The organism is Burkholderia sp. SCN-KJ (assembly GCF_024656005.1).
Classification (GTDB): Bacteria; Pseudomonadota; Gammaproteobacteria; order Burkholderiales; family Burkholderiaceae; genus Burkholderia.
Genome location: NZ_JANKOG010000010.1, coordinates 170,833 through 191,652, shown reverse-complemented (window position 1 = coordinate 191,652; position 20,820 = coordinate 170,833). Strand labels below are relative to the sequence as shown.

The window sequence follows — 20,820 nt, the reverse complement described above, 5'->3', positions numbered from 1 at the left end:
TGCACATCGGTACGTGCATCGCGGCCGTCACGCCGCACCGGCCATGCTCGACGCCTCGACGAGCATCTGCACGCCGAGGCCGCCGAGCACCGCGCCCATCGCCCAGCGTTGCGCGAGCAGCAGCGCCGGCCGCCCGTGCAGGAACGTCGCGATGCGGCTCGAGCCGATCGCGACCAGTCCGTTCGCCGACACGAACGCCGCGATCAGCAATGAGCCGAGAAAGAGCGACTGGCCGAACACGCTGCCTTGCCGGTAATCGATGAACTGCGGCAGCAGCGACACGAACAGCATCGCGAGCTTCGGATTCAGCACGCTGGTCGTCGCGCCCATCGCGAGCAGCCGCAGCGGCTGCTCGTTCGGCAGCGTCTTCACCTCGAACGGTGAACGGCCGCCGGGCCGGACGGCCTGCCACGCGAGGTAGAGCAGATACGCGGCGCCCACCACGCCGAGCACGGTGCCCGCGTACGGCACACTCAGGAACAGCGTCGTGATCCCGAACGCGGCGCCGAACATGTAGAGCAAATAGCCCACCATCACGCCCGCCAGCGAAATCAACCCGGCGGTGCGCCCTTGCGCGATCGAGCGCGACATCACGTAGATCATGTTCGGCCCCGGCGTGATCGCGAGCATGCCGCCGATGACCAGGAATCCGTAGAGCGAGCCGGAGGTATGCATGGTTGGTTGCTGCTTCCCGCGAAGAATGTCGATGACGTCCATTGTCCGGCCCTGGAGGAGGACAGTAAAACGGGATAAACTGAATCGATTGATCAGATTTTCTGAATGACATGAAAAAGCTCGATCTCGATGTGCTGGCGATGGTGGTGGCCGTGGCGGAGTCCGGCTCGTTCGCGCAGGGCGCGCAGGCGGTGCACCGGTCGCCGTCGGCGGTGAGCATGCAGATCAAGGCGCTGGAGGATGCACTCGGCAAGCCGCTGTTCATCCGCGACACGCGCAACGTCACGGCCACCGACGACGGCCGCATGCTCGCCGAATACGGCCGCCGGATGCTGGCGCTGCGCGACGAGGCGTGGGCGTCGGTCGTGCGGCCGGAGATCCGCGGGCGCGTGACGATCGGCGTGCCGGACGACTACATCTCGTCGCTGCTGCCGCAGGTGCTCGGCAAGTTCGCCGCGATGCATCCGCGCGTCGAAGTGCGCGTGATCGGCCAGCCGAGCAGCGCGCTGGTGCCGATGCTGAAGGACAACACCATCGATCTTGCCTGCCTCACGCGCATCAAGGGCGTGACCGGCGAGCTGGTGCGGCGCGAGCCGATCGTGTGGACCGGCTCGGCGAAACGGAACGTGTGGGAAGAGCGGCCGCTGCCGGTCGCGCTCTTCACGCACGGCAGCATGGCGCGCGATCACGCGCTCAAGGCGCTGAACCGGCAGAAGATTCCGTTCAGGATGTCGTACGAAAGCCCGAGCTTCCTCGGCTTGCTCAGCATGGTCGAGGCCGGCCTCGCGATCGCGCCGCTCGCGCGCTGCAGCATTCCCGCGCATCTCGTCCGGCTGTCGCAGAGCGAAGGGCTGCCGCCGCTCGACGCGGTCGAGGTCGTGCTCGCGCGCAGCGCGCAATCGGCGCGCCCGCTGTGCGACTACCTCGCCGAACAGATTCTCGATGAATGGCGCGCGTGAGCGCGCCGCGCGGCTGCCCGCACGTCAGCACGTCAGCACGATTTCAGCAGCCATTCACGAAACGCGACCAGCGACGGCAGCGTGTCGTTTTCCGGCGGATACACGAGGTAGTAGCTGCGCTGGCTGGTGATCGCGTCGCCGATCGACACGAGCTCGTTGCGGCTCAGCTCGTCTTCCACCAGCACCTTCGGCACGAGGCCGATCCCCATTCCCGCCCGCACGGCCTGGATCAGGTGCGACGTCAGCTCGAAACTGGGACCGATGCGCATCTCGCGATGATCGAGCCCGAAATGCGCGAACCATTCGGCCCACGCGTGCTGATTGCTCGTCACGCCCAGCAGCGTCTGCCCGACCGCCCATGCCGGCGCGCGCGGGCCGGCCTTGCGGCGCCCGGCTGACTCGGGGCTCGCGATCGCGATCAGGAACTCGTTGTACAGCCGGTGCGCGTGCAGGCCGGGCCAGTCGCCCGCGCCGACGGTGATGGCCGCGTCGAGATCGTCGGTATGGAAGTCGATGCCGCCGATCCGCGAATGCAGGTGCACGGTCACGCCCGGATGCGCGGCATAGAAATCGTGCAGGTGCGGCAGCAGCCATTTCGAGCCGAAGGTCGGCAAGGTCGCGAGCCGCAGCGTGCCGGCGCCGGCCTGGTGCGACATCGCCTGCAGCGTCGCGCCGCGGATGCGCCCGAGCGCGCCGCTCAGCTCGACGAAGTAGCGCCGCCCGACTTCCGTCAGCTTCACGGAGCGGCCTTCACGCCGGAACAGCGGCACGCCGAGCTGATCCTCGAGCGTCTGGACCTGCCGGCTGATCGCGCTCTGGCTCAGCGACAGCTCGTCGGCCGCACGCGTGTAGCTTTCGTGGCGCGCGGCGGCCTCGAACACCAGCAGCAGCGACATGGACGGGGTCAGGCGACGGTAATTCATGAGTTTTATGCAAGTTTTGCCGGGGGAGAATTCGTTTGTTTCTCGCGCTGATTCGCACGATACTGGATTTCCGGGCTGCGTGGAATCTTGCTCAAAACTCATGTTTTCGATCGAGGCCGCGCACCGGCTCCCTCCACATTGCGCTTTCATCCCATGCCGATCGCTCCGTTGCCCCGTCCCGCCAGCCCGCCCGAGGCTCGTTACCGCGACTTTCTCGCCGCCCTCCAGGCGGCCGGATTCGCCGGCGAAATCCGCGCGGACCACGCGAACCGGACCGTGCAGGCGACCGACAACTCGATTTACCAGCGCCTGCCGCAGGCGGTGATCTGTCCCGCGCATGCGGACGACGTGCGGCTGCTCGCGCGCCTGCTCGCCGAACCCGCGCACCGCGACGTCGCGGTGGCGGCGCGCGGCGGCGGCACGGGCACCAACGGCCAGTCGCTGACCGACGGCGTGGTCGTGGACCTGTCGCGCAACATGAACCGGATCCTGGAAATCAACGCCGGCGAGCGCTGGGTGCGCGTGCAGGCGGGCGTCGTCAAGGACCAGCTCAACGCCGCGCTGAAGCCGCATGGCCTGTTCTTCGCGCCCGAGCTGTCGACGTCGAACCGCGCGACGGTCGGCGGGATGATCAACACCGACGCGAGCGGGCAGGGCAGCTGCACGTACGGCAAGACACGCGACCACGTGCTCGCGCTCGACTTCGTGCTGATGGGCGGCGAGCAGCTGCACAGCGACGCGCTCGCGGACGACGAACTGGAACGCCGCTGCGCACGGCAGGACCGGGTCGGCAAGGTCTATCGCACCGCGCGCCGCATCAGCGACGACAAGGCCGCGCTGATCGACGCGAAGTTTCCGAAGCTCAATCGCTGCCTGACCGGCTACGATCTCGCGCACCTGCGCGAACCGGACGGCCGCTTCAACCTGAACAGCGTGCTGTGCGGCGCCGAAGGCTCGCTCGGTTTCGTGGTCGAGGCGAAGCTGAACGTGCTGCCGATCCCGAAGTATTCGGTGCTGGTCAACGTGCGCTACGCCGGCTTCATGGACGCGCTGCGCGATGCGCGCGCGCTGCTCGAACTCAAGCCGTTGTCGATCGAGACGGTCGACTCGAAGGTGCTGATGCTCGCGATGAAGGACTTCGTGTGGAGCAGCGTGGCCGAGTATTTCCCGCAGGACGATGCGCGTCCGACGCTCGGCATCAACCTGATCGAATTCTGCGGCGACGACGCCCGCGAAGTCGATGCGCGCGTGCGTGCGTTCGTCGAGCATTTGCGCACCGACACGAGCGTCGAGCGGCTCGGCCACACGCTCGCGACCGGCGACGACGCGGTGAAGCGCGTGTACGCGATGCGCAAGCGCGCGGTCGGCCTGCTCGGCAACGTGCAGGGCGAGGCGCGCCCGCAGCCGTTCGTCGAGGACACCGCGGTGCCGCCCGAGAATCTCGCCGCGTACATCGCCGAATTCCGCGCGCTGCTCGACGGCCACGGGCTGCAGTACGGAATGTTCGGCCACGTCGACGCGGGCGTGCTGCACGTGCGTCCGGCGCTCGACATGAAGGACCCGAAGCAGGCCGCGCTGGTGCGGCCGGTGTCGGACGCGGTGGCCGAACTTACGCAGCGGCATGGTGGCCTTCTATGGGGCGAGCACGGCAAGGGCGTGCGCTCCGAATATGCGCCGGCGTTCTTCGGCGAGCTGTATCCGTCGCTGCAGCAGCTGAAGGCCGCGTTCGATCCGCACAACCAATTCAACCCCGGCAAGATCGCGACGCCGCCGGCGCCCACGCTGCGGCTTCTGAAGATCGACGAGGTGCCCACGCGCGGCGATCACGACCGGCAGATCGACGAGCGCGTGTGGCAGAGCTACGGCACGGCGATGCACTGCAACGGCAACGGCGCGTGCTACAACTTCGACCCGGACGACGCGATGTGCCCGTCGTGGAAGGCGACGCGCGAACGCGTGCAGTCGCCGAAGGGGCGCGCGTCGCTGATGCGCGAATGGTTGCGTCTGCAAGGACAGGCCGGCGTCGACGTCGTCGCGGCCGCGCGTGCGCGGCAGCCGTTCCTGCGCGGTTTCGCGCAACGCTGGCGCAACAGCCGCGCCGCGCGCAACGGCGAAGCCGACTTTTCGCACGAGGTGTACGACGCGATGGCCGGCTGCCTCGCGTGCAAGTCGTGCGCGGGGCAGTGTCCGGTCAAGGTCAACGTGCCCGAGTTCCGCTCGCGCTTTCTCGAGCTGTATCACCAGCGCTATCTGCGGCCGCTGCGCGACTACCTGATCGGCTCGCTCGAATTCACGATGCCGTGGATGGCGCGCGTGCCCGCGCTGTACAACGGCCTGATGCGCGCCGGCTGGGTGCGCACGCTGCTCGAGCGGCACGTCGGCATGGTCGATAGTCCGCTCCTGAGCCGCTTCGACCTCGCGGCCGTGATCCGGCAATGGAAGGTGCGGCCGGCCGAGCCGCAGGCGCTCGCCGCGTTGAGCGATGCGCAGCGCGCACGCAGCGTCGTCATCGTGCAGGATACGTTCACGCGTTATTTCGACACCGAGCAACTGGCGACGCTGATCGAACTGGCCGCGCGTATCGGCTTCCAGGTGTGGCTCGCGCCGCTCGCGCCGAACGGCAAGGCGCTGCACGTGCAGGGCTTTCTTCGCGCGTTCGAGCAGGCGGCGATTCGCAACGCGACGCAACTGGCCGCGCTCGCGCGCTCGGGTGTCGCGCTCGTCGGCCTCGATCCGGCGATGACGCTCACGTATCGGCAGGAATACCTGAAGGTGACGGGGCTCGCCGACGTGCCGACGGTCGCGCTGCCGCAGGAGTGGTTGCTGGATGCGATGCCGGAGGCCGGGGCGGGCGCGCACGCGCACGACGTATCGGCAGCGTACCGGCTGCTGCCGCATTGCACCGAGAAGACCAACGCGCCCGACAGCGGCAAGCAGTGGGCGCAGGTGTTCGCGCGTCGCGGGTTGCGCCTGGCGGTTCAGGCGGCAGGGTGCTGCGGGATGTCGGGGACCTACGGGCACGAGGCGCGCAACCTGCAGACGTCGCGCACGATCTATGCGCAATCGTGGGCCGCGCATGTCGATGCGCCGGAAGTGGAGGGTGAAGCGCTGGCGACCGGGTATTCGTGCCGCAGCCAGGTGAAGCGCATGTCCGCGCGGCAGGTGCGTCATCCGCTGCAGGCGCTGCTCGAGCACGTGCGTGCGGCGGCGTGACGGGCGGGCCGCGAGCGCGGCGCGGCAGCGCGCGTGGCGGTGTCGAGCGGCACCTGCGATGCCGCTACCGACTGCCGCGGCTCAGGAGCCGGCTTTCGCGGTCTTTCGCGTGCGCGGCTTGTCCGCCGCCTGAAACGCGCCGACGCCGCGCGGCCGTTTCGGCTCGATGCCCGTCTTGCCGATCACGTGCCGGAAATCGATCTCGTGCGCGGCGAGCGCGCCGATGAGTGTCGCGATGACCGCGAGGTGGGAAGGGACGGTACCCTTGCTCGAATAGTTCGTGATCGAACTTTCGTTCATCCGGATCAGCCGGGCGAACTCGCGCGCCGTCAACTGCGCTTTCTTCAACTCCTGTTGAAATTCCGCATACGCCATTGCACACATGTCGCCTCGTCTCCGCAAAACTTGAATCGGCCCCGCGCGACGCCGGCGCAAACGGGTGGCGTTCCCGTCGTGCCGGCGTCGCGAGGCGTTACATCTTCACCTGGTCGAGGAAGGTCTTCTTGCCGCTCTTGTAGCCGTAGATCGAGATGATCCCGTGCGTCAGGTCGCCCTTCGCGTCGAACGTCGTCGTGCCGATCACGCCTTCATATTTCGTCGACGGCATCGCGGCGAGGATCTTCGCCGGGTCCGTCGAGTTCGCGCGCTTCATCGCGTCGACGGCGATGTAGACCGCGTCGTACGCGAACGGCGCATCGAACTTGATGCCCTGGTTGAAGCGCTTCTGGTACTTGGCGAGGAACGCCGCGCCGCCCGGCATCTTCTCGAGCGCCGCGCCCGCCTGCGAGCACAGCACGTTGTCGGCGGCCGGGCCGGCCAGCTGGGCGAGCGAGTCGGTGCACACGCCGTCGCCGGACAGGATCTTCGCGCGCAGGCCGAGCTGCTTCGCCTGCTTCGCGAGCGGGCCGCCGGTGGCGTCCATGCCGCCGTACATGATCGCGTCCGGGTTCTCGCCCTTGACCTTGGTGAGAATCGCGCGGAAGTCGACGGCCTTGTCGTTGGTCGCGTCGTGCGACAGCACCTTCAGGCCGAGCGCCTTCGCCTTCTTCTCGAATTCGTTCGCGAGGCCCTGGCCGTACGCCGTCGAATCGTCGATCACCGCGACGCTCTTCACGCCCTTCGATTGCGCGTAGCTCGCGAGTGCCGGACCTTGCTGCGCGTCGGTCGCGACCACGCGATACGTGGTCTTGAAGCCCTGCAGCGTGTAGGTCGGGTTCGTTGCCGACGGCGAGATCTGCACGATGCCCGCGTCGCTGTAGATCTTCGAGGCCGGGATCGACGTGCCCGAGTTCAGGTGGCCGATGACGGCGACGACCTTGTCGTCGACGAGCTTCTGCGCGACTTGCGTGGCCTGGCGCGGGTCGGCCGCGTCATCCTGCGCGTCGAGCTGCAGCGTGATCTTCTGGCCGCCGATCGTCAGGCCCTTCGCATTGATTTCTTCCACCGCGAGGCGCGCACCGTTCTCGTTGTCCTTGCCGAGGTGCGAAATGCCGCCCGTCGTCGGTTCGACGCTGCCGATCTTCACGACCTGGTCGGCCATCGCGCCCGACGCGGCCGCAAATGCGGCGGCCGCCAGTGCGACGGTGATCAGGGGTTTGCAGCGCATGCCGACAGTGCTTCGTTCCATCTGCCATCTCCGTTGATTGATATTTCTGGTGCCGTCCGGTTTGCCGCGCGCCCTTGTGAGGCGGTCGGTGTGCCGGACGAATCTCCGTACCCGTGACGGGCCCGGCTTGCATGTCGCCCGGGCCGTGCCCGAGCGAGCGGGCGATTGCGTCCCGACACGCAATTCGTATGAATATATCCGAACGCGCTTGCGCCCGCTGCCGCGAATTGCCCGGCCTTGCGCAAATGTGATGCGGTGGCGCGGCCGTTTCGCGATGCGTCGCGCAGGTGTGAGCGTCTTGCGCCGTCGATTGCTTCGATTATTCGACCGGGCCGATCCCGATGACCATGGACAGCGCGATGCAATCAATCCGGCACTGTTCGGTCGATTCGTCTGCACAGTTTCATCGCCGTGGCGCTGCTCGAGATGCCGCCATCCGTTTGTTGCAACTAACGGTCAAGCCCGGCCGCGTCGGCGAATTGCGAATGGCGACGGGCCGTTCGGCGCAGCGTGTGCGCCCTGCTTTGCAGATGACGAGGCCGGTTCTGCGGGCCCGCTGCCGGATCGTCCGGCCCGGCGTTGCTGTCCGGCGCGGCCGCATGCCTACGTCCGTCCGCGCAAGGCCACGAATATCACGCCGGCGATCGCCAGCAGGCCGCCGCACACCGTCTCGATGCCGGGCCGCTCGCCTGTCAGCGCCATCGACAACACCGTCGCGACGGCCGGTGTCAGGTACAGGAAATTGGCGGCGCGTGCCGCGCCGAAGTAGCCGAGTGCGAAGGTCCAGGTCGCGTAACCCAGCGCGGCGGGAAAGATGCCGAGCACCAGGACGGCGAGCGCCGTGTCGCGTGACGCGCTGCCGCCGAGCGACGCGAGCGCGCCGGGCAACCATGGCGTGAGCAGCAGCGCACCGGCCAGCAGCGTATACGCGGTGCAGGGCAGCGCGCCGTACACGGGAATCAGCCGCCGCTGCAGCACGAAATAGCTGGCCGAACACAATGCCGCGCCGAGGATCAGCGTGCTGCCGGAGCCGAGCACGAGGCCGCCGGGCTGGCCGTGCGCGATCACGGCGATGCCGGCCAGGCTGACCAGCGAACCGAGCCATCCGCGGCGATTGAAGCGTTCGCGCAGAAACACCGCGGCCAGCAGCGCCGTGAAGATCGGCAGCGTGTTCACGATGAAGCTCGCCGCGCCGGCCGACACGGTCTGCTCGCCGGTATTGAGCAGCGCGTTGTAGAGTGCGATGCCGAGCAGGCCGCAGACGAGAAAGCGCAACGCGTCGCGTCTGGCCGGCATGCGAGGCCGCCGCCACGCGAGCCATGCGATCGCGAGCACCGCCGCGGTCGCGAAGCGCGCGGCCGCGAGTTGCAGCGGGGCCAGCCCGTGCAGGCCAATCAGGATGAACGGGAAGGCGGAGGCCCACGAGACGATCGTGAACGCCACCGCGCCGGCCGCGACGAGCGGCAGTCGCGCGTTGCGCGACGAGGGGGACGAAAGCGTGTTCATGCGGCAATGGTGCGGCGACGCGAGATGTTAAGCTAGCGCACCGATCAACCAGCGGGTATGAATATGGCTCACAGCTCGGTGCGACGCCGGGCCGATGGCCCGGCGCGCACGCAGCATGTGGCGGACGCGCTGCCGTCGGTCACGCCGGCACCCGGCTCGCGGCCGCCGCTGGCCAGCCTGGAGACCGTCTGTGCGGTGGCGCGCCTGGGTTCGTTCCTGGCGGCCGCCGACGCGTCCGGCGTCACGCACGGCGCGATCAGCCGGCGCGTGGCGGCCGTCGAGAACTGGCTGGGCATGGCGTTGTTCGAACGCCATGCGCGCGGCGTGCGGCTGACGCCGGACGGCCAGCGCTTCGTCGGCCGGATCGAACAGGCGTTCGCGATCATCGACGGCGCGGCCGATCAGTGGCGCTCGCCGCGTACGCCGCGACTGGTCAGGATGAGCGTGGTGCCGGCATTCGCGCAGCTCTGGCTGCTCGAGCGCCAGCACGCGCTCGAGAGCGAGGCGCCCGCGCTGCGCATCGAGCTCGGCATCGAGCTTCGCAATGTGGACATCGCCGCCGGCGAAGCGGATCTGTCGATCCGGTACGGGCGCGGCAACTGGCGTCAACTCGAAACCCGCGCGTTCATGCCGGAGACGCTCCATCCGGTCGCGCATCCGCGGCTCGCCGCGCAACTGGCCGCGCGGCGCCGTCGCAACGACGCCGCCGCGCTGCTCGAGATGCCGCTGCTGCACGACTCCGACGTGACCGGCTGGCGCACCTGGTTCGACGCGCTCGGCATACCGTTCAAGCCGCGCGCGCAGGATCGCCGTTTCGAAGACTACAACCTGGTGCTCGCGGCGGCCGAGGCGGGGCTCGGCGTGGCGCTGGCGCGAATGCCGCTCGCGGAGGCGTATCTCAGGCGCAGCGCGCTCGTCCGCGTGAGCCGGCATGAGGTCGAGTCGCCGCTCAGGTACCACTTCGTGCATGCGAAGGGCGAGAATCGTCCGGAGGTGCTCGCGCTGATGGAGCGGATGCGGGCCGCGCTGGGATAGGCGGCAGGGGCGTCGAGGTGTACGACGCAGGCGATGCAGGCGGCGCAGGCGGCGCAGGCGGCGCCGCCGCTCGACCCGGGCTACCGGATCGTCGACAATGCGACCGCGGAAAATCGCGGGGCCCGACAGATTAACGAGAATCGAGCGTGTTGAACCGTTCGAATGCAGAGGGAATGAGGAATGAATAGACCAGACAAGTCGTCGAAAGCGCGTGCGGCGCTCGACCAGCTGTTTTCGGGCATGGCGCCCGCGGACGCGCAGCAGCGCGCGTCGCGCCCGGGCAACCCGTTCGAAGCGGCAGGCGACCCGACCGGCGCCGACGGCCGCGTCGAAGTCACGCTGTCGACGAGAATCCAGTTGCGCGGCTATCCGGGCGCGGATGCGTTCATGAAGCGCATGGCCGAGGCCTGGGGCCTCGCGTGGGGCCCGTACGACGCCGTGCGGGCGACGGCGACGCTGCCGGCCGGCTGGCGCTCGCGCCGGCTGCCGGAAGTCACGCAGATCGTCGACGAGCGCGATGTGCTGCGCGCGGAAAGCAGCCTGCAGGGCGGCGAGCTGTCGTATCTGAAAGTGCATCCGCGCTATTACATCGATGCGCGCAAGGGGGTCGGCTGGCGCAAGTCGTCGAAGGCGTCCGATGATCCGGATCTCGACGGCCCCGACTGGAACTGCTACGTGATGGACCGGGAAAAGTCCGCCGAGGTGCACGAACTGACGACGTCGTCGTCGAAGGCCGATCTGGACAACGCGCGTGCGACGTTGCTGAAATGGCTCGACGAGCACTACCCGAAGCATCGTGATCCGTTCGCATACTGGACGGATTGCGAACGTCCGCTGTAAGTCCGCACGGCGCGCGGCCATCGCGGAGCACCATTGAAACGGAACGGTCCGGTCCCGATTCTCTGGGCAGCGTTCGGCGCGGCGGTCGGCTCGACCGTCATCGAGCTGCTGCTCTGGCCGATCGCCGGAGAAGACCCCTTTCACAACCTGCTTCGCGACGCGCGCCTGACGGCCGCCCTCGTGATGGGGCGAGCCGTGCTCGGCGCCTCCGCGGGCTTCGATCCGACGATCATGGGCGTGGCGACGCTGGTGCATGCCGCGCTGTCGCTTGCGTATACGGCCGTGCTGGCGAGGATGGTGCGCAACCTGTCGCCCGGCGCCGCGCTGGTGGCGGGCGCCGCGTTCGGACTGGTGCTCTACGGTATCAACCTGCACGCGTTCACCGCGATCTTCCCGTGGTTCGTTCCGGTGCGCGGCGCGATCACGCTGGTCGCCCATGTGGTCTTCGGCGTGATGGCGGCGGGCATCTACTGCATCGTCCGGCGTTCGGCGCGCGCATGATCGTCGGCGGTTCGTGCATCACGCATGCGTATCCCGACCCCAGGAATAATCGGGCATGCCACATCGTCTAATGGTCGGGTGACCCTGTACGAAGCCACGCGTCGTCCGTGACGCCAAGGCTCGGGTGGTCGGGGGCAACAATGCAGGAGCCGATCATGTGCAACTTGTTTCGGGTCGGGATAGGCGTCGTCTGTCTCGGCTGCTCCATGTGCGTGCTTGCGCAAACCTATGACGACTCGCCGGACGAAGGCGCCCGCTGCCGTGCGGTCGTCATGCAAGCGGAAATCGACGGCACGGAACAGCAGATCGTCGGGCGCGCGTGCCGGCAAGGCGACGGCACCTGGCAGATGATGCAGAGCACGGACGGCAGCATCGTGTGGTATCCGGATACCGCCTATCCGTACGCCGATCCCTGGTACTGGGGACCGGCGGTGTTCGTCGGCACGGGCGTCAGCTTCGTCTTCATCGACCGTTTCCATCATCGCCATCACTTCGACCACTTCGGTCACGTCGGTCACTTCGACGGGGGCATGCGTGGTCGTGTCGGTGCTCCGATGGGCACCGGCTTTCACCGTGGCCCGGTGTTCGTCGGTGGTGAGCACGGGTTTGGGGGAATGAGGCGGCACTGAGCCGGCGCATACGGCGCGGCGGACGCCCACCGCAGTGTGCGTGTGCCGCGTCATCGAGAAGGGGCGGTGCCGTCAGATCTTGCTGTACGTGGAGTCGAGGCAGGTTCGGCCTGCATGCGCAAACTCATCACCCACCTAACTGCTCGAAATCCCGCCCTCTCGGCTTGACACTCAACACAGTTACTCAGGTCACCCGACCTTGACTGCGTGATGACGACCTGGCAGCGGTGCCTGGGCTGTTGCCAGGATTTTTATGCGGAAGTATCCTCGGTCGGAAATTCGCGGCGTGCCGATCCGAGACAGCGGCACGCACTTGAAGCAAGCGGCGCGTTCGAACCGGGAGGGATCGAATCGCCATCGGACGTGAATGTTTGCCATCGTGAAATCTGAATCTGCCTCGGCATTGGGCTTTTCCACGCCCCAGGAAAGAACCGGGACGCCTCATTCCTTGTTCGAGGATCTCTACGCGATGATCGTCGGCATGGTATTCGTCGTAACCGGCCTGGTGCTTCTGAAGGCCGCCGGGCTCGTCACGGGCGGAATTGCGGGCATTGCGCTGCTTGCAGCGTATATCTTTCCGTTGCCGGTCGGCCTGATATTCACGCTCGTGAATATCCCGTTTTTCATCTTCGCCTACTTTGTGATGGGGGCGCGCTTCGCGATCAAATCGACGGTCGCGAGTTGCGGAATCACACTTGCCTTGATGGCGATGCCGGCAACCCTGACCATTGCGTTCGTCAGTCTGCCTTTTGCAGCATTTACCGGCGGTACGTTGTGCGGCATGGGCGTTCTCGCGCTTGCGCGGCACGGTGTCGGTGTCGGCGGAACAGGTATCGTTACCCTATGGCTGCAACGCGAGCGCGGCATCAACGCGGGCGTTACGCAGATGTGCATTGACGCCACCATCCTGCTGGTGTCGATGTCGACGATACCGGCCAGCCGTGTCGGTTGGTCGGCGCTCAGTGCCGTGGCAATGAGCGGAATGATCGTGGCATGGCACCGCCCGGGACGTTATACAGGTATCACGCAGTGATTCCAGGCGGATTGCACGGCGCGCGGCACGGCGTCGGACAGTGCGAATGACCGGAATCGTTTCATTGTTGGATTTCCCCGTTGGTCGATAGGTCTGACGAATCGCTGAACGATATGGACGGCGCATCGTCAAGGGAACCAAAAAAATCGAATCGTCATGAGGCGCGGTGGCGTATTGCCGTATCGTTGCGTGTGCAACCGTCAAGCGGCGCGCTCGCCGGGCGCTCACGCATCGTGCCGGCGCGATGCATTCCTGAGTACGTGTGCTATCAGCTGCCGACGGGAATCGACGCCGAGCTTCGCGAACGCGCGCTTCGCATAGGTATCGACGGTGGACGTCTTGAGTCCCATCGACTGCGCAATCGCCGCCGACGTCATGCCCTGGATGAACGATGCGCACACGTGCATCTCGCGCGCGGTCAGCCGTTCCTTCAGTTCCGGAAGCCATTGCGCGACGAGGTCGAGATCGAGTTCGTCGCGCGGCGCCTCGTCCGCGCTGACCGCGCCGAGCAGTCGCTTGTGTGCGGACGCCATCGGCAGCACGACCGTCTGGGTCAACTGCTACGGCGACGGCAGCGACGACATGAACTTCCCGTTCGGCGGTTACAAGCAGTCGGGTAACGGTCGCGACAAGTCGCTGCACGCGCTCGACAAATACACCGAGCTGAAATCGACGATCGTGCGGTTGTGACGCAGGCGCGGCAGGCGGGCGTTTGCCTGCCTGCCGCGCACGCGTTACTGCGCCGCCCCTTCCGCCTCCGCCGTCTCGCCGAGGAACCCGCCGCTCTGGTGCGCCCACAGCGCCGCATAGATGCCGCCAGCCTGCAGCAGCTGCAGATGCGTGCCTTCCTCGACGATGCGCCCTTCGTCGAGCACGATCAGCCGGTCCATCGCGGCGATCGTCGACAGCCGGTGCGCGATCGCGATCACCGTCTTGCCGCTCATCAGGCTATCGAGGCTGCGCTGGATCGCGACCTCGACTTCGGAGTCGAGCGCGCTGGTCGCTTCGTCGAGCACGAGGATCGGCGCGTCCTTGAGCATCACGCGCGCGATCGCGACGCGCTGCCGCTGGCCGCCCGACAGCTTCACGCCGCGCTCGCCGACCTCGACGTCGTAGCCGCTGCGCCCGTGCCGGTCGCGCAGCCGGCCGATGAAGTCGGACGCTTCCGCGCGCACGGCCGCGTCGTGCATCTCGCGCTCGGTCGCGTCGGGGCGGCCGTACAGGAGGTTCTCGCGCATCGTCCGGTGCAGCAGCGAGGTATCCTGCGTGACCATCCCGATCGCCGCGCGCAGGCTGTCCTGCGTCACGTGCGCGATGTCCTCCCCGTCGATCCGGATCGCGCCGCCATCCACGTCGTAGAAGCGCAGCAGCAGGTTCACGAGCGTCGACTTGCCGGCGCCCGATCGGCCTATCAGGCCGATCCGCTCGCCCGGCCGGATCGTCAGGTTCAGGCCGTCGAACACCGGCGTGTCGTTGTCCTCGTGCGCGAAGCGCACGTTGTCGAACACGATGCCGCCGCGCTGCACGGCGAGCGCCTTCGCGTCGGGCGCGTCGACCACGCTGCGCACCTTCGTCAGCGTGTTGATGCCGTCCTGGATCGTGCCGACGTTCTCGAACAGCTCGGTCATCTCCCACATGATCCAGTGCGAATAGCTCGACAGCCGCAACGCCATCGCGATCACGGCCGCGACCACGCCCGCGCTCGCCTCGCCGTGCAGCCACAGGTAGAGCGCGAGACCGCTCGAGCCGACCAGCAGCAGCGTCGACAGCAGATGGTTGACGATCTCGAACGCGCTGACGAGCCGCATCTGCGCATCGCCGGTCGCCTTGAACGCCTCCATCGCGCGCCGCGCGTGATCGGCTTCCCGGCGCGTGTGCGAGAACAGCTTCACGGTCGTGATGTTCGAATAGGCGTCGGTGATGCGGCCCGTCATCAGCGCGCGTGCATCCGCCTGCTGGCTGCCGACGCGCCCGAGGCGCGGCACGAAGAACGCACAGGCGGCGCCATAGCCGAGCGCCCACAGCACGAGCGGAATCATCAGCCGCCAGTCGAAGCTGGCCGCGAGCGCGAGAATGCCGATCAGGTACGCGGTGACGCCAATCACGACGTCGACCGACATGAACAGCGCATCGCGCACCGCGAGCGCGGTCTGCATGATCTTGGTCGTCACGCGGCCGGCGAACTCGTTCGCGTAGAACGACAGGCTCTGGTCGAGCATCAGCCGATGAAACAGCCAGCGCAGCCGCATCGGGAAGTTGATCGCGAGCACCTGGTGCTTGACCATCGTATGCAGCGCGATCAGCAGCGCGCTGCCAGCGAGGATCGCCGCGAAGCCGGCGAGCGTGCCGAAATGGCGGTCGCCGAAGTTGGCCGGCGTCGACGCGGACAGCCAGTCGACCACGCGCCCCATCATCGCGAACAGCGCGGCCTCGTAGGCGGCGAGCGCGGCCGACGTCAGCGCGATCAGCAGGATCCAGCCGCGCGCGCCTTTCGTGCACGCCCAGACGAACGAAAAGAACCCCTTCGGCGGCGTGACGGGATCCTCGAGCGGGAATGTCGGCAAGCGCCGTTCAAACCACGAAAACATTGCACCTTCTCCTTGTACGATCAGGCGAGTCGCGTTGCGGCAGCGGCGCCCGGCTGCGAGTGTCGCACCGATTCGCGCGCGCTGCAGGTCGGTTGTAAGCAGTCGCGGCGGCGTGCCGGCACCCGGGACCCGCCGGGCCTTTCATCGCGCCCCACAAAAAAGTCTTGACTATCTATCTACGAGTAGATAAAGTTCGATCCATGGAAACGAAGACGACCGTCCGCGAACAGATTCTCGACCACGCGATCACGCTGATGATGCTGCGCGGTTACAACGGCTTCAGCTATCGAGACCTGTCCGATCTGGTTGGCGTGAAGACGTCGAGCATCCACTACTACTTCCCGTCGAAAGACGATCTCGTTCTGGAAGCGGTGGCGGCGTACAGCGACGAAGTGCTGGCGGCGATGCGTGCGATCGATCCGGCATTGCCGGCCGACGTCAAGCTGAGCCTCTACACGAAGCTGTTCGGCAGAACGCTCGGCGACGGCAATCAGATCTGTCTGTGCGGCATGCTCGCGGCGGACATCGAATCGTTGCCGGAGCGCGTGCGGCAGGCGGTTCAGGCCTTTTTCAAGGCCAACGAGAACTGGCTCGCCGAGCTGCTGGCGCAGGGCGCGAAGGAGCGCACGCTGCAGTTCAGCGGCACGCCGGAAACGGCCGCGCGCACGTTGTACGCGGCGTTCCAGGGCAGCGTGCTGGCCAGTCGGCTGTTTCATACGCGGGCGCGTCTCGAGGATGTCGAGGCCGTCTGGAAAACCCGGTCCTGACGGACGGGGCAGGCAGTCAGGCGGTTCGCCGCCTTTTGTTGGGGTTTGTTATCTATCTGGTGGTAGATAGAGGGTCGGGCGGATGGATTCGATCATCCGCATTTTTTGGGGATATGTGTCTATCTATGAGTAGATAAACAAGCGTGATGTCGGCGGCCAGGCCGTCGGCGCGCGATCCCGGGTTGGAAGGCTGTTTCACTCACTCATCATTGAAAAGGAGTCTGTCATGTCGATCGAAAAAGTGCTGTACCGCGCTCATGCAAAAGCCACCGGCGGCCGTGACGGCCGTGCCACGGTGCCCGAAAGCGGTCTCGACCTGAAGCTGACCACGCCGCGCGAACTCGGCGGTGCAGGCGGCGCCGGCGCGAACCCCGAACAACTTTTCGCGGCCGGCTACAGCGCGTGCTTCATCGGTGCGATGAAGTTCGTCGCGGCCCGCGACAAGATCGCGATCCCCGCGGACGCCGCGATCGAAGGCAGCGTCGGCATCGGCGCGATCCCGAACGGCTTCGGCATCGAAGTCGAACTGAAGATCTCGCTGCCGGGCCTCGACCGTGAAACCGCGCAAACGCTGATCGACCGCGCGCACATCGTCTGCCCGTACTCGAACGCGACGCGCGGCAACATCGACGTCACGCTGACGCTCGTCTGATCGCACGCACTACGAAGTAATCCGTCGTCATTCATTGCATACACCGGTTGAGCCAAGGAGTCTCATCATGAAGATCGTCAAGCCGCTGCTGATCGCCGCTGCCGTTGCGGCCGCGTTGTTCAGCGCCCCCGCCGCCTTTGCCGCCGGCACCGACGGCGTCCGTCCCGATACGGCGACCAGCGGGTTGCTCGCCGTGCTGAACGGCCAGAAGGGGCCGGGCCTCGAAACGCTGAGCCCCGCGAAGGCGCGTCAGGTGCTGGTCGACGCCCAGCGCGGCGCGAAGGTCGATCTGTCCGGCATCGACGTATCGAACCGCACGATCGAGCAGGACGGCCTGTCGGTGCCGATCACGATCGTGCGTCCGCAAGGAGTGGCGGGCACGCCGCCGGTGTTCATGTTCTTCCATGGAGGCGGCTGGATTCTCGGCGACTTCCCGACGCATGAGCGCCTGGTGCGCGATCTGGTGGTGCAATCGGGCGCCGTCGCGGTGTTCGTGAACTACACGCCGTCGCCGGAAGCGCATTACCCGGTCGCGATCAACCAGGCGTATGCGGCGACGAAGTGGGTCGCCGCGCACGGCGCGGAAATCGGCGTCGACGGCAGCCGCCTCGCGGTGGTCGGCAACAGTGTCGGCGGGAACATGGCGGCCGTCGTCGCGCTGATGGCGAAGGACAAGGGCGGCCCGGCGATCCGCTTCCAGGGCCTGTTGTGGCCCGTGACGGACCACGACTTCAATACCGGTTCGTACAACGCGTATCAGCAGGGGCACTTCCTGACCCGGCCGATGATGAAGTGGTTCTGGGACGCCTATACGAAGAACGAAGCGCAGCGCAACGAGATCTACGCGTCGCCGCTGCGTGCGAGCACCGCGCAGTTGAAGGGATTGCCGCCCGCGCTGATCCAGGTCGCGCAGTTCGACGTGCTGCGCGACGAAGGCGAAGCGTACGGCCGCAAGCTCGACGCAGCCGGCGTCGATGCGACGACCACGCGCTACGACGGTACGATTCACGACTTCGGTCTGCTGAACGCGCTGGCCGAGGATGCGCCGACCAGGGCGGCGATGAAGGCGATGGCCAACGAAATCGCCACGCGCCTGAAGTAGGGCTGCGGGCGGCATTCGAACGGGTTCGGATGCGAACGGCGGAGCGGCGGGCTTAGGTCCGCCGCTTTCGCATGGGGAGCGGGGCGGCACGGCCGTCGAAACGCGACCCGGCGGCCGGATCGACGCGGCCCGATGCTGATCCCGATCGCGTGCTGGCCCGCGGTGCCCGCCGCGCCCATTGTTGGTACGATCGCGCGTATCGTCCACGCCGGCGTCGCATGCCGCCGGCCCATCGGCTGCACGGTCACGCGGCCACGTTCGGGAGAAGCGGTTCATGCTGCAGGCGTTCGCGGTCTTGCTGACCTTCCAGTGTCTCGGGGAAGGGGTGTCCTACCTGTTCGGCCTGCCGGTGCCGGGCCCCGTGATCGGCATGCTGCTGCTGTTCGGTTTCGTGATGCTGCGCCCGCGGGTGGCCGACGCGATCGAGCCGACCGCGCTCGAGCTGCTGCGCCATCTGTCGCTGCTGTTCGTGCCGGCCGGCGTCGGCATCATGGTGTCGGCCGACCGCGTGCGCGGCGATGCGCTGGCGGTCGTCGTCGCGCTGGCGGTGAGCACGTCGCTCGCGATCGCCGTGACGGCACTCGTCACGCGCGCGTTGCTGCGGCGCCAGCGGCGCGCGGACGGCGCGGCGGAGGGCACGCAATGACGGCCTTCCCGAAACTCGGCGCGATCTGGGTCTACCTCGCCGCGACCCCGCTGCTCGGCCTGACGATCACGCTGATCGCGTACCTGATCGCGCAGGCCGTCTATGCGCGAGCGCGCTTCAACCCGCTCGCGAACCCGGTGCTGATCGCGGTCGCGCTGATCGTCGTGCTGCTGACGATCACGCACACGCCGTATCCGACGTATTTCGAGGGCGCGCAGTTCGTCCACTTCCTGCTCGGCCCGGCGACCGTCGCGCTGGCGCTGCCGCTGTACCGCCAGTGGTCGAAGCTGCGGCGCGCCGCGGTGCCGCTGCTCGTCGGGCTGCTGGCGGGCTCGCTGACCGCGATCGTGTCGGCGGTCGGCATCGCCGCGCTGTTCGGCGCGTCGCACCAGACGATCGCGTCGCTCGCGCCGAAATCCGCGACCACGCCGATCGCGATGGCCGTCGCGCAGGAAATCGGCGGGATTCCGTCGCTGACCGCCGTGCTGGTGATCTCGACCGGCATCTTCGGTGCCGTGTGCGCCCGCGCAATCCTGAACGCGCTGCGCATTGGCGAGCCGGCCGTGCGCGGTTTCGCGCTCGGCGTCGCGTCGCACGGGATCGGCACAGCGCGCGCGTTCCAGGTCAGCGAGGAGGCCGGCGCGTTCGCGGGCCTCGGGATGGGGCTGAACGGCGTGCTGACCGCATTCGTCGTGCCGATCCTGCTGCCGGTGCTGTCGCGCTGGATCTGAGCGGCGCAGGGCAGCGGCGGCGTGGGATGCTATCGGTTTCCCTGATGGCCGCGCATCGCGCGCCGGCCCGCCGGGCGCCTGCCGCGGATGTATCGTTGCCGTTATCAGGAGAATTCAGGAACCGGCACGGACATTTGTGCAGCGATCGGCTAACGTTGCATCGGCGCCGTGGCGGCACGCCGACGTCCGTCGCGTGCGGGCCGGCGTTCGACCCACATCCAACAATCGACAAGGAGAACCGGTCATGACGAAGTCTCGCGTGGTTTCGGTGGCAGTGGCAGTAACGGCGTCGTTCGGTCTGCTGTTGACCGCAGCGCCGGCGGCATATGCGCAGGATCCGGCGTCCGCGCCCATTGAGAATCCGGCATCCGCACCGACGCAGAAGCAACTCGACAAGGCGCAGAAGAAAGCTGCCCGCAAGGCAGCGCGCGCGCGCCACGCGAAGGACCTGAAGGCGATCGGCACGGGCACCGGCTACCGGCTCACCAACGACCAGAGCAACTATCCGCAGAACGCGGTGGAGAAGGCGCCCGCGACGAAGGCGGCGCCGGCGCCTGCTCCGGCCGCGCCCGCCGCGCCGGCATCGGGCCAGTAAGGGCCGGGCCGGTAGGGGCTGACAAGGACCGACAAGGACCGACAAGGACCGGCAAGGACCGGCAAGGACCGGCAAGGACCGGCGTTCGCGCAATGAAAAACGGCGCCGGGTCGACCCGGCGCCGTTCGTCCTCGTGCGCGCCGCGCAGGCGGCACGCGGCGCGGTCCCGGGCATGCCGGGACGGCCCGCAGCCGCGTTACGACGCGAGCTTCGCGGCGAGTTCCGCGACGTGCTTGCCCTGGTAGCGCGCGATGTCGAGTTCGTTCGCGCTCGGCTGACGGCTGCCATCCGCGCCCGCGAGCGTGGTCGCGCCGTACGGCGTGCCGCCCGTGATCTCGTTCATGTTGACGAGCCCGCTGCACGCATAGGGCACGCCGACGATCACCATCCCGTGGTGCAGCAGCGTCGTGTGGAACGACGTGATGGTGGTTTCCTGGCCGCCGTGCTGCGTACCGGTCGACGCGAACACGCTGCCGATCTTGCCGACGAGCGAGCCTTTCATCCACAGGCCGCCGGTCTGGTCGAGGAACGTGCGCATCTGGCCGGCCATGTTGCCGAAGCGGGTCGGCGTGCCGAAGATGATCGCGTCGTAGCCCGCGAGTTCGTCCACGGTGGCGACGGGGGCGGCCTGGTCGACCTTGACGCCGATCGCCTTCGCCTGGTCGGCGGGAATGGTTTCCGGCACGCGCTTGAGCGTGACCTCGACGCCGGGCACCGATTGCGCGCCTTCCGCGACGTGCTGCGCCATCGTTTCGACGTGCCCGTAGGACGAGTAGTAAAGAACGAGTACCTTGGCCATGTTGCGAATCTCCGATTAAG

Annotated in this window: 21 protein-coding genes and 1 pseudogene; 14 read left to right on the top strand and 8 right to left on the bottom strand. The window is 67.4% G+C overall.

Features of this window, described 5'->3' with window-relative positions; genetic code table 11:
• Positions 1–27: 27 nt before the first annotated feature.
• Positions 28–675, bottom strand: a complete 648-nt coding sequence (locus NQV17_RS18710) for a LysE family translocator (RefSeq protein ID WP_257773392.1) — start codon at positions 673–675, stop codon at positions 28–30.
• Between the two features lie 110 nt (positions 676–785).
• On the opposite strand from NQV17_RS18710, the gene NQV17_RS18705 reads away from it, so the two are divergent.
• Complete coding sequence (locus NQV17_RS18705) at positions 786–1,634, top strand: LysR substrate-binding domain-containing protein (RefSeq protein ID WP_257773391.1); 849 nt, start codon at positions 786–788, stop codon at positions 1,632–1,634.
• Between the two features lie 32 nt (positions 1,635–1,666).
• Here the strand turns inward: NQV17_RS18705 and NQV17_RS18700 are convergent, their stop codons facing one another.
• Positions 1,667–2,557 carry a LysR substrate-binding domain-containing protein gene (locus NQV17_RS18700; RefSeq protein WP_257773390.1) on the bottom strand — a complete coding sequence of 297 codons (891 nt, stop codon included), beginning with the start codon at positions 2,555–2,557 and terminating at the stop codon, positions 1,667–1,669.
• Between the two features lie 153 nt (positions 2,558–2,710).
• Between NQV17_RS18700 and NQV17_RS18695 the strand changes: the two genes are divergently transcribed.
• A complete protein-coding gene (locus NQV17_RS18695; RefSeq protein ID WP_257773389.1) occupies positions 2,711–5,770 on the top strand; it encodes an FAD-binding and (Fe-S)-binding domain-containing protein in 3,060 nt (1,019 codons plus the stop codon).
• Positions 5,771–5,851: 81 nt separating this feature from the next.
• On the opposite strand, the gene NQV17_RS18690 is transcribed toward NQV17_RS18695, so the two are convergent.
• The 3 genes from NQV17_RS18690 to NQV17_RS18680 form a co-directional block, all read right to left on the bottom strand.
• Positions 5,852–6,154, bottom strand: coding sequence for an XRE family transcriptional regulator (locus NQV17_RS18690; protein ID WP_257773388.1), 303 nt, complete (start codon positions 6,152–6,154; stop codon positions 5,852–5,854).
• Between the two features lie 88 nt (positions 6,155–6,242).
• Positions 6,243–7,397, bottom strand: a complete 1,155-nt coding sequence (locus NQV17_RS18685; RefSeq protein WP_124523117.1) for a branched-chain amino acid ABC transporter substrate-binding protein — start codon at positions 7,395–7,397, stop codon at positions 6,243–6,245.
• Positions 7,398–7,979: 582 nt separating this feature from the next.
• Entirely contained in the window at positions 7,980–8,882 is a 903-nt protein-coding gene (locus NQV17_RS18680) for a DMT family transporter (protein ID WP_257773387.1), read from the bottom strand.
• A 57-nt stretch (positions 8,883–8,939) separates the two neighbouring features.
• On the opposite strand from NQV17_RS18680, the gene NQV17_RS18675 reads away from it, so the two are divergent.
• The 5 genes from NQV17_RS18675 to NQV17_RS18655 all read left to right on the top strand — a co-directional run bounded on the left by NQV17_RS18675 (position 8,940) and on the right by NQV17_RS18655 (position 12,920).
• Positions 8,940–9,917: a LysR substrate-binding domain-containing protein gene (locus NQV17_RS18675; RefSeq protein WP_257773386.1), complete on the top strand. Its 978-nt coding sequence runs from the start codon at positions 8,940–8,942 to the stop codon at positions 9,915–9,917.
• Between the two features lie 180 nt (positions 9,918–10,097).
• A complete protein-coding gene (locus NQV17_RS18670) occupies positions 10,098–10,757 on the top strand; it encodes a hypothetical protein (protein WP_044848640.1) in 660 nt (219 codons plus the stop codon).
• A 33-nt stretch (positions 10,758–10,790) separates the two neighbouring features.
• Positions 10,791–11,258, top strand: coding sequence for a sodium:proline symporter (locus tag NQV17_RS18665; RefSeq protein WP_257773385.1), 468 nt, complete (start codon positions 10,791–10,793; stop codon positions 11,256–11,258).
• Between the two features lie 155 nt (positions 11,259–11,413).
• Entirely contained in the window at positions 11,414–11,887 is a 474-nt protein-coding gene (locus NQV17_RS18660) for a hypothetical protein (RefSeq protein WP_257773467.1), read from the top strand.
• A gap of 367 nt (positions 11,888–12,254) precedes the next feature.
• Positions 12,255–12,920, top strand: coding sequence for a YitT family protein (locus NQV17_RS18655; protein ID WP_257773384.1), 666 nt, complete (start codon positions 12,255–12,257; stop codon positions 12,918–12,920).
• A gap of 224 nt (positions 12,921–13,144) precedes the next feature.
• Here NQV17_RS18655 and NQV17_RS18650 read toward each other — a convergent pair whose 3' ends face one another.
• Complete coding sequence (locus NQV17_RS18650) at positions 13,145–13,453, bottom strand: helix-turn-helix transcriptional regulator (protein ID WP_257773383.1); 309 nt, start codon at positions 13,451–13,453, stop codon at positions 13,145–13,147.
• A 7-nt stretch (positions 13,454–13,460) separates the two neighbouring features.
• On the opposite strand from NQV17_RS18650, the pseudogene NQV17_RS18645 reads away from it, so the two are divergent.
• A pseudogene (locus tag NQV17_RS18645) lies at positions 13,461–13,610 on the top strand (aldehyde dehydrogenase family protein); the annotation flags it as partial.
• A 44-nt stretch (positions 13,611–13,654) separates the two neighbouring features.
• On the opposite strand, the gene NQV17_RS18640 reads toward NQV17_RS18645, so the two are convergent.
• Positions 13,655–15,508, bottom strand: a complete 1,854-nt coding sequence (locus NQV17_RS18640; RefSeq protein WP_257773382.1) for an ABC transporter ATP-binding protein — start codon at positions 15,506–15,508, stop codon at positions 13,655–13,657.
• Positions 15,509–15,708: 200 nt separating this feature from the next.
• Between NQV17_RS18640 and NQV17_RS18635 the strand changes: the two genes are divergently transcribed.
• The 6 genes from NQV17_RS18635 (at position 15,709) to NQV17_RS18610 (ending at position 20,001) form a co-directional block, all read left to right on the top strand.
• Complete coding sequence (locus NQV17_RS18635; RefSeq protein WP_124488085.1) at positions 15,709–16,275, top strand: TetR/AcrR family transcriptional regulator; 567 nt, start codon at positions 15,709–15,711, stop codon at positions 16,273–16,275.
• Between the two features lie 226 nt (positions 16,276–16,501).
• Positions 16,502–16,927 (top strand): organic hydroperoxide resistance protein, encoded by a 426-nt coding sequence (locus NQV17_RS18630; RefSeq protein WP_011880657.1) that lies wholly within the window; start codon positions 16,502–16,504, stop codon positions 16,925–16,927.
• 67 nt (positions 16,928–16,994) lie between these two features.
• Positions 16,995–18,029: an alpha/beta hydrolase gene (locus NQV17_RS18625; protein WP_257773381.1), complete on the top strand. Its 1,035-nt coding sequence runs from the start codon at positions 16,995–16,997 to the stop codon at positions 18,027–18,029.
• 274 nt (positions 18,030–18,303) lie between these two features.
• Entirely contained in the window at positions 18,304–18,675 is a 372-nt protein-coding gene (locus tag NQV17_RS18620) for a CidA/LrgA family protein (RefSeq protein ID WP_044847703.1), read from the top strand.
• A complete protein-coding gene (locus NQV17_RS18615; RefSeq protein ID WP_257773380.1) occupies positions 18,672–19,406 on the top strand; it encodes an LrgB family protein in 735 nt (244 codons plus the stop codon). Before NQV17_RS18620 ends, NQV17_RS18615 begins: the two co-directional genes overlap by 4 nt.
• Positions 19,407–19,650: 244 nt before the next feature.
• The gene (locus NQV17_RS18610; protein ID WP_257773379.1) at positions 19,651–20,001 is read left to right on the top strand and encodes a hypothetical protein; all 351 of its coding nucleotides are present in this window, start codon (positions 19,651–19,653) and stop codon (positions 19,999–20,001) included.
• A 196-nt stretch (positions 20,002–20,197) separates the two neighbouring features.
• On the opposite strand, the gene wrbA is transcribed toward NQV17_RS18610, so the two are convergent.
• Positions 20,198–20,800 carry an NAD(P)H:quinone oxidoreductase gene (wrbA, locus tag NQV17_RS18605; RefSeq protein WP_124646406.1) on the bottom strand — a complete coding sequence of 201 codons (603 nt, stop codon included), beginning with the start codon at positions 20,798–20,800 and terminating at the stop codon, positions 20,198–20,200.
• Positions 20,801–20,820: the final 20 nt, after the last annotated feature.

Excerpts from the sequence above, each read along its gene's own strand:
- NQV17_RS18710 (WP_257773392.1), bottom strand. The coding sequence starts at position 675 with ATGCATACCTCCGGCTCGCTCTACGGATTCCTGGTCATCGGCGGCATG.
- NQV17_RS18670 (WP_044848640.1), top strand. The coding sequence starts at position 10,098 with ATGAATAGACCAGACAAGTCGTCGAAAGCGCGTGCGGCGCTCGACCAG.
- NQV17_RS18660 (WP_257773467.1), top strand. The coding sequence starts at position 11,414 with ATGTGCAACTTGTTTCGGGTCGGGATAGGCGTCGTCTGTCTCGGCTGC.
- NQV17_RS18705 (WP_257773391.1), top strand. The coding sequence starts at position 786 with ATGAAAAAGCTCGATCTCGATGTGCTGGCGATGGTGGTGGCCGTGGCG.
- NQV17_RS18625 (WP_257773381.1), top strand. The coding sequence starts at position 16,995 with ATGAAGATCGTCAAGCCGCTGCTGATCGCCGCTGCCGTTGCGGCCGCG.
- NQV17_RS18630 (WP_011880657.1), top strand. The coding sequence starts at position 16,502 with ATGTCGATCGAAAAAGTGCTGTACCGCGCTCATGCAAAAGCCACCGGC.
- NQV17_RS18690 (WP_257773388.1), bottom strand. The coding sequence starts at position 6,154 with ATGTGTGCAATGGCGTATGCGGAATTTCAACAGGAGTTGAAGAAAGCG.
- NQV17_RS18620 (WP_044847703.1), top strand. The coding sequence starts at position 18,304 with ATGCTGCAGGCGTTCGCGGTCTTGCTGACCTTCCAGTGTCTCGGGGAA.
- NQV17_RS18635 (WP_124488085.1), top strand. The coding sequence starts at position 15,709 with ATGGAAACGAAGACGACCGTCCGCGAACAGATTCTCGACCACGCGATC.
- NQV17_RS18695 (WP_257773389.1), top strand. The coding sequence starts at position 2,711 with ATGCCGATCGCTCCGTTGCCCCGTCCCGCCAGCCCGCCCGAGGCTCGT.
- NQV17_RS18610 (WP_257773379.1), top strand. The coding sequence starts at position 19,651 with ATGACGAAGTCTCGCGTGGTTTCGGTGGCAGTGGCAGTAACGGCGTCG.
- NQV17_RS18680 (WP_257773387.1), bottom strand. The coding sequence starts at position 8,882 with ATGAACACGCTTTCGTCCCCCTCGTCGCGCAACGCGCGACTGCCGCTC.
- NQV17_RS18685 (WP_124523117.1), bottom strand. The coding sequence starts at position 7,397 with ATGGAACGAAGCACTGTCGGCATGCGCTGCAAACCCCTGATCACCGTC.
- NQV17_RS18640 (WP_257773382.1), bottom strand. The coding sequence starts at position 15,508 with ATGTTTTCGTGGTTTGAACGGCGCTTGCCGACATTCCCGCTCGAGGAT.
- NQV17_RS18655 (WP_257773384.1), top strand. The coding sequence starts at position 12,255 with ATGTTTGCCATCGTGAAATCTGAATCTGCCTCGGCATTGGGCTTTTCC.
- wrbA (WP_124646406.1), bottom strand. The coding sequence starts at position 20,800 with ATGGCCAAGGTACTCGTTCTTTACTACTCGTCCTACGGGCACGTCGAA.
- NQV17_RS18615 (WP_257773380.1), top strand. The coding sequence starts at position 18,672 with ATGACGGCCTTCCCGAAACTCGGCGCGATCTGGGTCTACCTCGCCGCG.
- NQV17_RS18650 (WP_257773383.1), bottom strand. The coding sequence starts at position 13,453 with ATGGCGTCCGCACACAAGCGACTGCTCGGCGCGGTCAGCGCGGACGAG.
- NQV17_RS18700 (WP_257773390.1), bottom strand. The coding sequence starts at position 2,557 with ATGAATTACCGTCGCCTGACCCCGTCCATGTCGCTGCTGCTGGTGTTC.
- NQV17_RS18675 (WP_257773386.1), top strand. The coding sequence starts at position 8,940 with ATGAATATGGCTCACAGCTCGGTGCGACGCCGGGCCGATGGCCCGGCG.